Genomic DNA, 14,384 nt, shown 5'->3' with positions numbered 1-14,384 from the left:
GCTGCCGGCCCCAGGCGACGAGGCGTATGCGCGCCGGACCTACGCGCCGCCACAGGGCGAGATGGAGACAGTGCTGGCGCAGATCTGGGCCGAGCTGCTGGGGCTGGGGCGGGTCGGACGGGACGACAACTTCTTCGAACTAGGAGGGCACTCGCTCTTGGCGGTGCAGATGATCGAGCGTCTACGGCGGCGGTCACTGCGCATCGAGGTGCGCACCTTGTTCGTCAAGCCGGTGCTGGCGGATCTGGCAGCAAGCCTGGGCCGCCATCACGAGGTGGCGGTCCCGGCCAACCTGATCACCGAGCGGAGTGCGGCGATCACGCCGCAGATGTTGCCGCTGATCGAGCTGACGCAGGACGAGATCGACCGGATCATCGCCACGGTACCCGGCGGGGTTTGCAACATTCAGGACATTTACGGCCTGTCGCCGCTGCAGGACGGCATCCTGTTCCATCATTTGCTAGCGGCAAAGGGCGATCCATACCTACTGGTGTCGCAGATGGCGTTTGCCGAGCGTGGGCTGCTCGATCGCTATCTTGCCGCGGTCCAGCGGGTGGTGGATCGGAATGACATCCTGCGTACCTCGTTTGTCTGGGAGGGCTTGTCGCGGCCGGCCCAGGTAGTGTGGCGGGAGGCGCGACTGGAGGTGATAGAGGTCCAGCTCGATGGCGCTCATGGCGCTGGAGCCGAGCAGCTCAGGGAGCGGTTTGACCCACGTCGGCACCGCATCGAGCTTGGCCGGGCGCCACTGCTGCGGTTTGTGATTGCGCGCCAGCCCGGCAGCGCGCGCTGGCTGCTGCTGGAGCTGCAGCATCATCTGATCGGGGATCACACGACGCGGGACGTGATGCATGCTGAGGTCCGGGCCGAGCTGGAGGGGCGCCAGCATGAGCTGACCGCGCCGCAGCCATTCCGCAATCTGGTGGCCCAGGCGCATCTACGCGGTGATGCCAAGGCCGATGAAGCGTTCTTCCGGGAGCTGCTGGCCGACATCGACGAGCCGACCACGCCCTTCGACTTGAGCGAGGTGCGTGGCGACGGCGGCGGGGTTCGAGAGGCGCATCGGATGCTGCCGTCAGCGCTCCATGAGCGGCTGCGCGAACAGGCGCGGCGGCTGGGCGTGAGTCTGGCGAGCCTGTGCCATCTGGCGTGGGGACAGGTGGTGGCGCGCAGCAGCGGCCGCGAGCAGGTGGTGTTCGGCACGGTGCTGTTAGGCCGCCTGCAGGGCAGCGCTGGCGCCGACCGCGCCATGGGGCTGTTCATCAACACCCTGCCGCTGCGGCTTGATCTCGATGAGACCGCCGTCGAGGCGAGCGTGCGGATGACGCACGCCCGGCTGGCCGACCTACTGGCACATGAGCATGCCTCGCTAGCGCTGGCACAGCGCTGCAGCGCTGTTGCGGCGTCGGCACCGCTGTTCAGCACGCTGTTGAACTACCGTCACAACACGGCGCCGGCTGTGCCCGGCTCCGGGACGAATGATGTCTTGTCGGGCATGGAATGGCTAGGTGGGGAGGAACGCACCAACTATCCCCTGACCCTGTCCGTGGAGGATTTTGGCGAGGCGCTGGGCCTCACTGTGCAGGTGGCGGAGCCAATCTCGGCGGATCGGATCTGCGGCTACATGCAGCGGGGGCTCGAGCAGCTGGCAAAGGCGCTGGAGAATGCGCCGGATACGCCGGTACGCGAGCTGGACATCTTGCCGGCTGAGGAGCGCACCTATCTGCTGGAGGATCTGAACCGGACGGCGGAGGCCTATCCATCGGACCTGTGCGTCCATGAGCTGTTCGAGGCGCAGGTGCAAAAGGCGCCGGAGGCGGTGGCGCTGGTCTGCGAAAATGAGCGGCTGAGCTATGGCGAGCTCAACGCGCGGGCCAACCGCCTGGCGCATCATCTGATCGAGCTCGGGGTCAAGCCGGACCAGCCGGTTGCGATCTGCCTCGAACGCAGTCCGGCGATGGTGGTTGGTGTCTTGGCGATCCTGAAAGCGGGCGGTGCCTATCTGCCGCTGGACCCAGCCTATCCCAGCCAGCGGCTGCATCAGGTTGTCGACGATGCCGCGCCGCGGCTGCTGCTTTGCGACGTCATCGGTCGCGCAGCACTCGGCCCCGAGTTGCTGACCGATGTGACGGTCATCGATCTGGAGACGGCCACGGCCGCCTGGGCCGAACGGGCGGCTTCAAACCCTGACCGGCGCACCCTTGGCCTCACATCGGGCCATCTCGCTTATGTGATCTACACCTCAGGCTCAACAGGAACCCCAAAGGGGGTCATGGTCCAGCATCAGGGGTTGGTCAATCTGCTGTCGGCTCAGGTCGGCCTCTTTGGCGCTTCTTCCAACAGCCGCGTCGTGCAGTTCGCCTCCATTGCTTTTGATGCAAGCGCTTGGGAGCTTGTTATGGCGTTTGGCTCCGGAGCCGCTTTGCACTTGGCTGCGGAAGAGATACGTCAAGCGAGTAACAAGCTATCGGATTATCTCCAAAGCGAAGCCATCACCCACGCGACATTACCCCCAGCGTTGCTTCAGCCACGCAAGGATCCGGAAGGTTTGGCTGTGCAAGTTCTCATTCTTGCTGGAGAGCTGCCGAAGCCAGAACTCATCCGAAGTCTGGCTCCAGCATCAATTGTCAATGCTTACGGCCCGACCGAGGCAACAGTCTGTGCGACGATCTGGACTTGCCCGACTGATTTCAATGGGTCGTTGGTCCCGATCGGTCGTCCAATCGCCAACACGCGGGTGTACCTGCTGGATGGCCATGGCGCACCCGTGCCGTTCGGCGCGGTGGGCGAGCTTTACATTGGCGGGGCGGGGGTGGCGCGGGGCTACCTGAACCGCCCTGAGTTGACAGCGGAGCGGTTCATCGCCAGTCCCTTTGTCGAGGGCGATCGGCTGTACCGGACCGGCGACCTTGCACGTTATCTGCCGGACGGCAATCTTGAGTTCCTGGGCCGCAACGACGATCAGGTGAAGATCCGCGGCTATCGCATCGAGCCGGGCGAGATCGTCGCGCGGCTTTGCGAGCACGCCTGGGTGCGCGAGGCGGTGGTGGTGGCGCGCCAGAACGGCGCCGGCGACAAGCATCTGATCGCCTATGTGGTCTGCGCGCCCGAGGCCGGCTCGGACGAGGGCGATGGAGGCGGGCTTGCGGGCGCCTTGCGGGCGCACTTAAGTGCGCGGCTGCCGGACTACATGGTGCCGAGTGCGTTCGTGCGGCTGGCGGCACTTCCGCTGACGGTGAATGGCAAGCTCGATCGGAACGCGCTGCCGGACCCGGCCGATCAGGCCTATGCGCTGGCGGCCTATGAGGCGCCGCAAGGTGCGGTCGAGACGGCGCTGGCGCGGATCTGGGCCGAGCTCCTGGGTGTCGAGCGCATCGGGCGCAACGACCACTTCTTCGAACTGGGCGGCCACTCGCTCTTGGCCGTGCAGATGCTCAGTCGAGCATTAAATCTTGGGCTGAGTTTTAGCGCCACCGACCTCTTCCGAGCGCCTGTTCTGAAGGAGCTTGCATCGAAGATTCGTTTGCAGATGCCGCCCAGTAACACGGCGGTGATTCCCGTTCGACTGACCGGATCGCAGCCACCTCTCTTCTTTGTCCCAACAGGTTTTGGGGATTGTTCGTATGTCTTCGGTTTGGCGACAGAAATGGATGCAGACTGCTCGGTCTACGCTCTGCCATGGCCCCCTTTCGATGACGTTCGTCCACCGACTCTTGAGGCGATGGCCGCGGAGGTGATTTTTGCGATTAAACAAATTCAGCCACGCGGCCCATACCGCTTTGCTGGATACTCATCAGGCGCAATCCTGGCTTATGCAATTGCCGAGCAGTTACTGAGTGTTGATGAAGTTGTGTCATTCATGGCGTTCATCGATGTTAGTCTACCTGCGGCTTCTTCAAACGGATCACTGAAGAATTTGGCGCGAGAATTTGTTTTGGATCGTTGTGGAATCTTGCGGGATGAGTATCACGAGATTTTGGAACGCGACACCGAACAATGTTCCATCTCTGAGTTGCTTGAAAAGGCGCAGCAAATAGGAGCGTTAGCTCCAGATCACGATCTTCACAGTGACATTTCGATGTATCAAAGGGCCTCGATATTTCACCGCGCGCTGCAGTCTTATCGCGTTCCCTCGCTCCCGATTGAAATACACCAGTTTTATGCCAGTGAGCCTCTCATCAGTCGGTTATCAGCTGACAAACAACCTGATCGCGAGTTACCAAAGCAGGGCTGGGACCGGGTTGTGAATGCGGGGGCTATTCATGCTGTACCCGTTCCAGGCAACCACGCGACAATGGTGAACCATCCGGAAAACCGCCGAGTTCTGGCTCGATCCATTTCAACGGCCTTGATCGGGGCTGTTGAATAGATTCAAAGGCCTTTCCCAGAAGCGAGCGAACTCATGGCGCTCCTGGATGGCAACAAAATTGGTCGCGTACGCAATGACGCTGCAGCCCTGTTGGTCGGGCCAGCATCCTTCTTCATCAGCCGGTAGACGCGCTTGGCATTGACGGGATCGTGGCCGGCGGATCAACTCGCTGAGGACGGCTACATGATCGGTGCCGACCGGGTGTCAGGAGCGCGCGTTTTATCGACGCGGAAGGGCATGATAACTCATATATCAACGAGGCATCGATCAGGCGCGCCGCCGACGAACACCGGCTAGACGTACTGTCCCTGAGCAAGGTTTGTTTCGGGACGACCCGCTTTATTCGACCGTGTTCGTCTGGCTCATGCGTAGAGAGTAATTTGTAAGGCCGCTCGGATTGGACGCCAGTGACTAGCCCTCGCGCTGGTGCGGCTATTGCGGTGAAGATTTGATGATCCGCAGCAAGTTGAGTTGTTTGACCCAGCGGCTACGACGACCTTCTTGAGGTGAAATGACCTGGAGAGGACCGGTTCCGCTCGGCAATGGGGAGCCATCTTGCGCATCAGCCACCAGGAACGTGCCGTTATCAAATTCAGGAAGAGAAATAATTGCGACGAAACCGTCAGCGCCTTGAACGTGGAGATATTTTGCGACGTCGGCACCTTTCAGATCTTGCTTGAGCGGCACCCCTGCTTTGTTCAAAAGGGCAGCCAGATCAACTCCTGAATAGGTCGTATTTTCCCCGGCCGAATCCGTGACGGTGATCGATGTGTGAGGAAGTGCCTGAAAATCGGGTTCAGAGAAGAACAGTGGCGTCGTCACTTGTCCATCTACCGTCAAATAAGCAGATGACGTTGCAGTCTGCGCCTGCGCGCTTGCCGCAAAGAGGAAAAGGAGAAGCGCCGTACGTTTCGTACAGAACACGATCGTGATCCTCCCTTTAAAGGTCAGGCCTACGCCCAAGCTCTGCCCGAAGCTTACCGGCGAATCAATTCGGGCTTGCAAAGGCAGATTCCCGCTGTAATTGTAACGGAATAAAATGGTGCGTCAGAGGATAGAGGCTCATGCGCGTTATTCAACATTTAGGAAGTCGTATATTCCGCAACGTCCTTTTTGCGACCACGATCACATGCCTTGCTCCGACACATGGACATGCCGCAAGCGGTTGTGCTCCCGGATCGACTTGCCTGTCGGTGACAGGGAAGGGCGTTCCGGCTCCTGAGCCGGCCCCTTTCATTGCGCAATGCACCGGGGTCTTCCCAGACTTCGTCACGCCATCAGCGATGGTACCCAGTGCTGGTCCGTGGTTCAAACTGTCCCAATCGTATCCTACGGCTGTCCCGGCGAACGACGCAACGTGGTCGAATATCGACTTCAAGGACGGAGTGACGGGCGCCAATGCTTACCTCTATGCTCTGCGAGACTATGCATTTGATGGCATGATCGATGCCGACTTCAAGCCGGAAGCCAATAACGTTCGGCCCTGGTTTCACATGCCGCTGATGAATTTTGGACCGCGTGCACGAGAGCCGATGCGCGGCTTGACGTCAGAACGATCTGTGACCGGACCGGAGCTCGGTCTCAAGCCAGGAGTGACCATTCACAATTATGCGGTCGGCTTCTACAATGCAGCAGGTGCCGTCACGATCGGACAGGTCTTGGGGGGCGCCTCGCCCGATCTGGCAAAGGCTCAATTCCCCCAAGGGGCAATGACCTTCAAGATCTTGTTCAGCGACGTTACCGCGAATGACTTCCAGGGTTCCGACGTCTTGTCGGGTGCTCCGCAGTGGACGATCCGAACAGCAGCCGGCCCCCAAACCGTGCGCCTCATGCAGATGGACGTCGCCGCGGTGGATAGTCGCTCGCCAACCGGGTGGGTCTTCGGGACTTTTGCTTTTGACAGCAATGCAACTGATACGTCGCCGTGGCGGAGGCTCCGGCCCGTAGGCCTTTCGTGGGGAAATGACTTCGGCTTCACACCCGCTGATCAGCAAGCAGGCAAGAAGCTGACCGAAACCACGATCTCGGACCAGGCGCCTGCTTACTCAGCCTCCCATTTGGGATGGGCGGGGCGCGCGAACGGGCCGGTCGACAATCCGATTTCGGGGTGCTTGAGCTGTCACAGCACCGCCCAATCGCCGTCGGCGCCTATTACATTTTCGAACGCCTGTACAACGGACGCTCAGAAGATGCTCTGGTTCAGAGACCTGAAGGGTAATCAGCCGTTTGGAGGCGTGGATGCAAGCTGCAATCCCATCACCAGCGCACCTCCGCCGAAGCCTCTCGACTTTTCACTCCAATTATCGGTCGCAGTCCAGAACGTGGTGCAGTTTGGCGATGTCAATCCGTGTTCGCCATCGGCCTCTATCATGAACCTTCGGGTCGACGACCATCCCGGAGAGCACCCGCGCATTGCTCGCTAGCGCCAATCATTGAAGGGTTGGAAGAGCGCTTCCGCAAGATGGTTCTTCTCAACGACGTGCTGCGACATCTTCGTCGCAGCACGGTTGGCATCAAGCTGTCAGGTCTTTGAGAAAGTCCTTCTCGGAATAGGTCTTGGCGTCGAGCCCGAGAAATTTCGAACTCAGTTCGGGATTTCTCGCGATCGTCTGCAACTCTTCGATCTGCGGTGGGGTTGCAGGCAGAAATCCAGCAAGCCTATGTGCTCGCTCGACTTCACCCGCATATAATGCCGTGTGCTGAGCCCACTGGAGCTTGAGCTCCTGCTCGAAGCGGGCGTCCACGTGCGGACGTGCAATAATGAGCTCTGCCAGCAAATCGGCCTCAAGAAAGGCACCTGTAATTCCCTGGGCGGTGACCGAGTCCTTGTGAGACCAGGCATCGCCAATGAGACGCGCTTCGGTGTCTGGCATGCCGCGAATGAACGATAACGCCCTTCGGAAGCCCTCATAGAGCGTGGCCTGGGGCGGAAGCGTGACGAAGTTTGCTATTCGAGTTGCTGCTTCGCGCAGAAAACGTTGGGGAACAGCCTTGTAACTGTCGAAGAGAGCCGCCGGTCGCTGAATGACGTAGATCATGTCTCCGTCTGTGGTGGGAAAACGAACCAAGAATTGGAGTGATTCCTGGCTGCCAAAGCTGCGCGGAGATCGGCGATCCGCGAGGGCGGAGCTGGCGCTACTCATATCCGAGGTCTTGCCGAAGGGAGTTGAGAGCTTCGAATTGATGGAGGGCATTTGGGTTGCGCATCCTCGGTACGTGCTCCCGTGGCCGCTGTCCCGCAGGTGATCGTGATGCTCTTCCAAATTGGCGAGCAGAATACCGCGACTGGAAAGGCGGAAGATATCGACTTTGCTACGCCGGCAACCGGGACAGAGCCAATTCTGTTCGACAAGAGCCCAATTCTGATTGAGGTCGAAACCCTTCGCACCGTGTCTGAGAACGGCAGCCTTGGTCGGCGAGCGTCGAAGGGCGCCAGAAGGCGAGTTCGACAAGCCACATGCGGCTCGGTCCCGTTCGAATTCAGGCTCAATTTCAAAATCGCCGGATATGGCTGCCATGAACGTTTTTCAATCGTTTGTGTTCATGCTATGTTCCCGGGTCGATTCCGTAATCCGGCGCCTTTGAGGCGCCATCTGGGATTGATGGCGTCCTCGCCAGCTCCTTGATTTTCTGGAACCTGGACGGTCCATTAATGGACCATAAGGGCTGATCTGGTCTTTTTATGCACCAGCCAGTTGAAGATTTTGCGGCCTTGGTCTATATATGATCCATGAAGAACGTGACGATCGATTTATGAACCATGGCTAAGATCCACCATCCCATTTCTGCCTATGCAGCCGATGCTGCGGTGCTGCTTGGACAGCTCCTGCGCAAGGCCCGCATAGAACGGAAGATGAGCACGCTCAATGTCGCGGAGCGGGCAGGAATCTCGCGCGGGCTGCTGCGGCGCGTAGAGGCAGGCGACCCGCGATCCACCATTGGCGCTGTCTTTGAGGTCGCTGCAATTGTCGGCGTCAGGCTGTTCGACGTCGAGCAGGCGACAATGTCTCAGGCGATCGAAAGCAATCGCGAAGTCATGACGCTTCTGCCTAAATCCATTCGTGCCCGGCGGGGTGAAGAGGTCAAGGATGACTTCTGATCCCAAATTCACCGAGGCTTATGTCTGGGCTTGGCTACCGGGCCAGACGAAACCGGTTGTTGCAGGCCTTCTGTCGGTGCGTGGCGAACAGCTCCTTTTCAACTATGGACGGAGCTATATCGAGCGCAAGGACGCCATTGCGCTTTACCAGCCCGAATTGCCGCTCCGGAGCGGAATCCTTCCGCTTCTTGCGGGTCTGAACATGCCGAACTGTATTCGCGACGCCGCTCCCGATGCCTGGGGCCGGCGTGTGATTCTCAACCGGAAGTTCGGCGCCCGTGGGAAAGAGATTGACGCGGGCAGTCTTGATGAGCTGACCTTCCTCCTCGAGTCAGGGTCGGATCGCATCGGCGCGCTCGATTTTCAAGCCTCGCCTTCCGCCTATGTCGCACGTGAAGGCGAGGGCGCCTCTCTCGATGAGCTTTTGAATGCGGCGGCGCTCGTCGAACAAGGAGCGCCGCTGACGCCCGAGCTCGACCGGGCGCTTTTCCACGGTAGCTCCATTGGCGGGGCGCGCCCGAAAGCGACGATTACTTCCGATGATAAGAAATTCATCGCGAAGTTTTCTTCGCAAACCGACCTCTATAGCGTGGTGAAGGCAGAATTCATCGCAATGCGCTTGGCCGCGGCGGCCGGGCTTCGCGTCGCGCCTGTGAGCCTTCAACGTGTGGCGGGCAAGGACATCCTCCTTATAGAGCGCTTCGATCGTGCGAAGGCTAACGGCGGATGGCACCGCAAGGCCATGGTATCCGCCCTAACATTGCTTGAGCTGGACGAAATGATGGCCCGGTACGCCAGCTACGAACAGCTCGCCACGACCATCCGCCACCGTTTTACGGAACCCAAGGAGACGCTACGGGAGTTGTTTTCGCGCATTGTCTTCAACGTGCTCTGCGGCAACACGGATGACCATGCCCGAAATCACGCAGCCTTCTGGGACGGCACGAATCTGACGCTCACACCTGCCTATGATATTTGCCCGCAAAGCCGCACGGGCGGCGAGGCTACGCAAGCGATGCTTATATTGGGCCAGGATCGACACAGTCAGATTAGGCTCTGCCTAAAAGGCGCGCCGTCGTTTCTTCTCAACGAGGCGGAAGCCGTCGCGATTGTCGTGCATCAAATCAAGGCCATCAAGGAGTGCTGGTCAGCTGTTTGTGACGAAGCAGCGCTTGGACAAGTGGACCGAAATTTGTTTTGGCGCCGCCAGTTCCTCAATCCTTACGCCTTCATTGGCGCGCCGCAGGCCATAACAAGCCTGGTCAGCTAGTTCGATCGGAGACCAAACACATGAGCGACAAACACGCGATCGAAGTCTTCCAGGATCTCTCCATCCTTGGTCCCGAAACCAAGCGTGCAGAGCTGCGGGAGGCGCTTATTGCCGCGGCAGCAACGCCATGGGAGCGTGGGATAGACGCGGAGACCATGCCCTCAAGCTCGTCATTGAATATGAGTTCGGGCTTGATTTGTTGAAAGCCTACGATTCCCAGCGCGCGTGATGGCTTTTCCAGTCTCCGACATCGTGACGCGGGGCCCGGCGGTGCTGTGCCTCGACACCTGCATTATCCTCGACATCATGCGCGATCCGACGCGGGACAACGCCAATCCAGCGGATCGGCTCGCTGCGCTTTTGATTCTGTCCGCATTGCAATCGACGTCGCAGATCGTGGGTTTGCTTGCCGAACAGGTGCAGGTGGAATTCATGGAGCACGTTAAGAGCTTTCGAAATTGCGTGAGCGGTTGAGACGCCTCGATGCGATTAATGTCGCACTTGGCGGGCACGGCGTGGCCGATATCAGCCATTACGATAATCATGTGTCTCGATCGAAGGTGATTGCGGAGCGCGCGACCACCCCGGTACCTCAAGCCGACGAGACTACGTCCCGCGCCTTCAAACGGCTGAACGAGGCCCGGACGCCCGCAAGCAAGGGCTGAAACTGCGTTGTAATTGAGAACTTCTCTCGCGGCCGTGGCAGAGCTGCGCAAGGCGGGCCTGGCGTCAGTTGTCGTCTTTGCATCCTCAAACACGAAAGACTACGCCAGTGAAGTTGGACGCGCCCTAAGAACGGATCTCGCCGCCGAGTTCGCTGCGTTGAGAATGGAATACGCTCCAAACCTCTCGGCGGCGAAACACCTGCTTGGCTTATGAGACACGCGATCGATCTGACGACCGGCAATCAGAAATTACGAACCAATGCGCGCGCAGCCTCCTGCATGAGGCGCTGGTCGCATCACGCTCGCACGCCTTGCCTTGCGATTCGAGAGTCCGGCCGCAGAAAGCCGCGCCGGAAGGGGGCAAATCGCTGAAGCCGTTGCGCTCGAGGGGCGAGCCGTCGGCGGGCGGTCCTCGAAAATGGTCTATCTGAGCCGGTCTCGCCCGCCCGCGCGGCCGGAGAAACCGCAATTTTTTAAACGGAAATTCCCTGGAATCTGCCCGATCGCGGCGTGCGAGCGAGCTTTGTTGTGCAAGGCGGTTGCCATGCAAGCGCGAGTCGACGATATCCCTGTCCGCTGTCAGCGCGTCGATGGCTTCGTGCAGCGTGTCCCGCACGAAGAAGTGGGCAACCGGCCCCGGCGTATCAGCCTATTAAACTGATGATCCCGACATTGTGGCCGCAACGCCGGCTCGGTCAGGAACGCTGCCCGTACGAGGGGCGCCGCCGGGCCGAGCATCATTCACTACTCTTGAGTACGGCCAGCGGCGCTCGCTTCGCGCCATCAGCAATCATTCTCCGGAAATCCTTTTGGAAGCGCATTCAGCACCTGATCTATGCTTTTTGCGGCAGTGTCGCTAAGCTCCTGGACGACGACCTTGACCTGCGGCTCCTTCTTGATTCATGCCTAGACGCGAGTGTGAGCTTTACTGATTCCCACCCGCTGTTCTCGTCTTTGCTTATTTGTACGATTCTACGCTCGAGCGCGCGATAGAGGTGGGGCGGAGCTTGCCCACGGAGTAGGTCTCCGCGACGAATGTTGCGATACCGGTAAGCTCCCCCTCTACAATACTCGACAAGGCGTCGATGACAAATCGAACGCAACCTGAAATAACCCCCGATACTCCTCTTCGCCTTGCTGATGCCGTGAAGATCGCGTTTCCTTTGGGAGGAATTACGGTCGCGGGCTTACGTCGCGAGCGCGATCGTAACCGATTGGTTATTGAGAAGATTGCCGGCAAGGAATTTACGACGCTGGCGCATATCGAACGGATGCGAGAGCTATGCCGCGAAGAAGCAAGGGGGCCAGACTTCAACTCAAGGCAGCGCGCCGAAACAAGAGCGGAAAGATCACTCACCAAGCAACCTGGATCATCAGAGACAACGGCCGGGATGTCGGCACAGGCTGCGCTGCAGACGAGATTGCGGCCGCGGAGGAAAGACTAAGGGACTACATAACCTCCAAACACACGCCAAAGCGACGCATCCGCCACATAGATTATATCGCAATCGCGGACGTCCTCTCGATTTACTTGGATGCCCAACTGGACAAGCTTCGCAGTCGCTTCAACGTCGATAGCGAAAGCGAAGATGCCGTCCCAGATATCCGCAAGTTCAAGAAGCGAATTGAGCGATTGAATGACTGGTGGGGTGCAAAAATGCTTGGCGAGGTCAATGGCGAGGCGTGTCGCTCCTACACCAAGTGGCGCGGCAAAAAGGGAGGCGCCCGGCGGGACCTCGAAGATGTACGCGCCGCCATTGGTCACCATGCAGCCGAAGGATTTCATCGAGAAATCGTCAAGGTCTCGCTGCCAGAGAAGGGCCAGCCGCGAGACAAGTGGCTGACGCGCAGCGATGCGGCCAAACTGATTTGGATCTGCTGGCGCTATCGCGAAATGCAGAAGGGCTCGCGTCGGCCGTTGGACGACGAAAAAGTCCCGACCAGCAAGCGTCCCCTCCGCCATCTTGCGCGGTTCATTTTGTTGGGGATCTACAGCGGAACTCGTGCAGGAGCTATAGCTGCCGCATCTCCCATTCCGGCGATCGGTCGCTCTTATGTCGACCTGGAGCGCGGCCGCTATTACCGTTTGAAACAGGGCACCGCCAAAACCAACAAACGGCAGCCGACGGTGCCGATCCCCTTGCGCTTGCTTGCACACCTGCGGCGCTGGCACCGGATTGATCCAGAGGCGAAGCATTTCGTCGAGTACAACGGAAGAGCCGTTAGCTCGGTCAAGACGGCGTTCAAGAACGCTGTGCGGCTTGCGGGACTTGGTTCGGGAATCTCCCCTCACACTTTGCGACACACCGCAGCGACTTGGCTCATGCAGAGAGGCGCGGACCCTTGGCAGGCAGCGGGTTATCTAGGCATGTCGCTTGAGGTGCTGCTCAACACCTATGGCCATCACCATCCCGATTATTTGTCCGATGCCGTCGAGAAAATCGCAAAGCGCGATCCAGCCGGCGAACGAAAAGCGCACGTATCTGGTGCGGTTTCTGGTGCGGTGATTCCGATCAGACGAAACGGCGCCTGATAAGTTACTGATTTCGTTGGTGGGCCCGGCAGGACTCGAACCTGCAACCAGACCGTTATGAGCGGCCGGCTCTAACCATTGAGCTACAGGCCCCGCCGCGAGACGGCCGCGGGAATGCGCGGCCGGCAACGGTGCGCGGTTCGTTTACAGGGATGGAGGCGGGGGTGCAATGCTGGCTCTGGCGGATGGAAACCCCTGGCGCAGCATCGCCGGGCTATTTTCGAATAACCGAAATTGGTGATGATGCCCTTATAGTCCTGTTTTGCCCGACGGGTCAAATCGCTCTCGTCGAGGCTCGCTTTTTCAGTTCCGTAACCCCTTGTGATCACTTGATTTTTCTACTGTGCATGGGGTTGTTTTTCGCAGTTTTTGATTGGAGGGGGCCTTCCGTCCCCTCCAATGTCCTGCTGGCGAGCTGTAAGCACGCCGCTAGAGCCCGGTCTAATCCACCGAAACCCCGGCGAACTCTACCACCTTCTTCCACTTCTCGGTCTCGTCAGCGACCAGCTTGCCGAATTCGGCGGGCGTCATTGGCTTCGGGATGCCGCCATTCTCGGTCAGCCGCGCGATGACCTTCGGGTCCTTCAGGGCTTCGCCGACGGCCTTGTTGAGGATCTCGATCACCTCGGGCGGCGTGCCCTTTGGCGCGGAGATGCCGTAGAAGCCGACCGATTCGAAGCCCGGCACGGTCTCGGCGATCGCGGGCACGTCGGGCACGGTCGGCCAGCGCTGCGGCGAGGTGACGCCGAGTGCGCGGACAGTGCCGCCGCGCGACTGCTCGAGCGCGGAGGGCAGGTTGTCGAAGATCAGCTGCACCTTGTTGGAGATGATGTCGGGGAAGGCGATCGCCGAGCCGCGATAGGGCACGTGCACCATGTCGCACTTGGTCATCACCTTGAACAGCTCGGCCGACATGTGCACCGAGGTGCCGTTGCCGGACGAGGCAAACGAGATCTTGCCGGGATTGGCCTTGCAGTAGTCGATGAACTCCTGGACCGTCTTCGCGGGAAACGCGTTGGAGACAACCAGCATGTTGGTGAGCTGCATGATGCTGGCGACCGGCACGGTGTCGCGCAGGAAGTCGTAAGGCAGCTTCTTGTAGAGCGAGGTCGAGATCGCGTTGTTGGGCGCGACGAACAGCAGCGTGTAGCCGTCGGGGGCTGCGTTGATCGCGGCGGCGGCCGCGATGTTGCCGCCGGAGCCGGCGCGGTTCTCGACGATGAATTGCTGGCCGAGGCGATCCGAGAGCGCTTGCGCCATGATCCGCGCCACGATGTCGACCGGGCCACCGGCGGCGAAGCCGATCATCCAGTGCACGGGGCGGTCGGGATAGCCGGCGGCGGAGGCGGGAGGGGAGGCGTTGAGGAGAGTTGAAAGAAAAAGCAGCCCAAAAACAGTGTTACGCAAAATTCGCAACATGACGTCTCCCATTGTTCTATTGTCGTTGG

The 14,384-nt window shown here is 59.7% G+C and carries 11 protein-coding genes and 1 tRNA gene; 8 read left to right on the top strand and 4 right to left on the bottom strand.

What is annotated here, in order from left to right; genetic code table 11:
* A partial coding sequence (locus OWC48_RS39635) for an amino acid adenylation domain-containing protein (protein WP_404979878.1) occupies positions 1 to 4,369 on the top strand: 4,369 nt, incomplete at its 5' end.
* Between the two features lie 432 nt (positions 4,370 to 4,801).
* Here OWC48_RS39635 and OWC48_RS39630 read toward each other — a convergent pair.
* Positions 4,802 to 5,374, bottom strand: a complete 573-nt coding sequence (locus OWC48_RS39630; protein ID WP_282524869.1) for a molybdopterin-dependent oxidoreductase — start codon at positions 5,372 to 5,374, stop codon at positions 4,802 to 4,804.
* A 59-nt stretch (positions 5,375 to 5,433) separates the two neighbouring features.
* Between OWC48_RS39630 and OWC48_RS39625 the strand changes: the two genes are divergently transcribed.
* Positions 5,434 to 6,792 carry a hypothetical protein gene (locus tag OWC48_RS39625; protein ID WP_282524868.1) on the top strand — a complete coding sequence of 453 codons (1,359 nt, stop codon included), beginning with the start codon at positions 5,434 to 5,436 and terminating at the stop codon, positions 6,790 to 6,792.
* A 90-nt stretch (positions 6,793 to 6,882) separates the two neighbouring features.
* On the opposite strand, the gene OWC48_RS39620 is transcribed toward OWC48_RS39625, so the two are convergent.
* Positions 6,883 to 7,407: a hypothetical protein gene (locus tag OWC48_RS39620; RefSeq protein WP_282524867.1), complete on the bottom strand. Its 525-nt coding sequence runs from the start codon at positions 7,405 to 7,407 to the stop codon at positions 6,883 to 6,885.
* Here OWC48_RS39620 and OWC48_RS39615 point away from each other — a divergent pair.
* From OWC48_RS39615 to OWC48_RS39590, 6 genes are all read left to right on the top strand, one after another.
* Positions 7,406 to 7,615, top strand: coding sequence for a DUF2130 domain-containing protein (locus OWC48_RS39615; protein WP_282524866.1), 210 nt, complete (start codon positions 7,406 to 7,408; stop codon positions 7,613 to 7,615). The two genes, OWC48_RS39620 and OWC48_RS39615, sit on opposite strands and share 2 nt — an antisense overlap.
* 514 nt (positions 7,616 to 8,129) lie before the next feature.
* The gene (locus OWC48_RS39610; RefSeq protein WP_282524865.1) at positions 8,130 to 8,468 is read left to right on the top strand and encodes a helix-turn-helix transcriptional regulator; all 339 of its coding nucleotides are present in this window, start codon (positions 8,130 to 8,132) and stop codon (positions 8,466 to 8,468) included.
* Positions 8,458 to 9,738, top strand: a complete 1,281-nt coding sequence (locus OWC48_RS39605) for a type II toxin-antitoxin system HipA family toxin (RefSeq protein WP_282524864.1) — start codon at positions 8,458 to 8,460, stop codon at positions 9,736 to 9,738. The genes OWC48_RS39610 and OWC48_RS39605 overlap by 11 nt, the downstream gene beginning before the upstream one ends.
* Positions 9,739 to 9,758: 20 nt before the next feature.
* Complete coding sequence (locus tag OWC48_RS39600; protein ID WP_282524863.1) at positions 9,759 to 9,941, top strand: hypothetical protein; 183 nt, start codon at positions 9,759 to 9,761, stop codon at positions 9,939 to 9,941.
* A 67-nt stretch (positions 9,942 to 10,008) separates the two neighbouring features.
* Positions 10,009 to 10,212: a hypothetical protein gene (locus OWC48_RS39595; RefSeq protein WP_282524862.1), complete on the top strand. Its 204-nt coding sequence runs from the start codon at positions 10,009 to 10,011 to the stop codon at positions 10,210 to 10,212.
* Between the two features lie 1,473 nt (positions 10,213 to 11,685).
* The gene (locus OWC48_RS39590) at positions 11,686 to 12,936 is read left to right on the top strand and encodes a site-specific integrase (protein ID WP_282524861.1); all 1,251 of its coding nucleotides are present in this window, start codon (positions 11,686 to 11,688) and stop codon (positions 12,934 to 12,936) included.
* A 17-nt stretch (positions 12,937 to 12,953) separates the two neighbouring features.
* Here the strand turns inward: OWC48_RS39590 and OWC48_RS39585 are convergent.
* Both OWC48_RS39585 and OWC48_RS39580 read right to left on the bottom strand, forming a co-directional pair.
* Positions 12,954 to 13,029, bottom strand: a tRNA-Ile gene (locus tag OWC48_RS39585).
* Between the two features lie 348 nt (positions 13,030 to 13,377).
* Positions 13,378 to 14,355, bottom strand: a complete 978-nt coding sequence (locus OWC48_RS39580; protein WP_282524860.1) for a tripartite tricarboxylate transporter substrate binding protein — start codon at positions 14,353 to 14,355, stop codon at positions 13,378 to 13,380.
* Between the last annotated feature and the right edge of the window lie 29 nt (positions 14,356 to 14,384).

Source organism: Bradyrhizobium sp. Arg816, assembly GCF_029989365.1.
GTDB lineage: Bacteria > Pseudomonadota > Alphaproteobacteria > Rhizobiales > Xanthobacteraceae > Bradyrhizobium.
This window is presented reverse-complemented; position numbering and strand designations above follow the sequence as displayed.

Coding starts and splice junctions, on each gene's coding strand:
- OWC48_RS39625 (WP_282524868.1), top strand. CDS start 5,434: ATGCGCGTTATTCAACATTTAGGAAGTCGTATATTCCGCAACGTCCTT.
- OWC48_RS39615 (WP_282524866.1), top strand. CDS start 7,406: ATGTCTCCGTCTGTGGTGGGAAAACGAACCAAGAATTGGAGTGATTCC.
- OWC48_RS39620 (WP_282524867.1), bottom strand. CDS start 7,407: ATGATCTACGTCATTCAGCGACCGGCGGCTCTCTTCGACAGTTACAAG.
- OWC48_RS39610 (WP_282524865.1), top strand. CDS start 8,130: ATGGCTAAGATCCACCATCCCATTTCTGCCTATGCAGCCGATGCTGCG.
- OWC48_RS39605 (WP_282524864.1), top strand. CDS start 8,458: ATGACTTCTGATCCCAAATTCACCGAGGCTTATGTCTGGGCTTGGCTA.
- OWC48_RS39600 (WP_282524863.1), top strand. CDS start 9,759: ATGAGCGACAAACACGCGATCGAAGTCTTCCAGGATCTCTCCATCCTT.
- OWC48_RS39590 (WP_282524861.1), top strand. CDS start 11,686: ATGCCGCGAAGAAGCAAGGGGGCCAGACTTCAACTCAAGGCAGCGCGC.
- OWC48_RS39580 (WP_282524860.1), bottom strand. CDS start 14,355: ATGTTGCGAATTTTGCGTAACACTGTTTTTGGGCTGCTTTTTCTTTCA.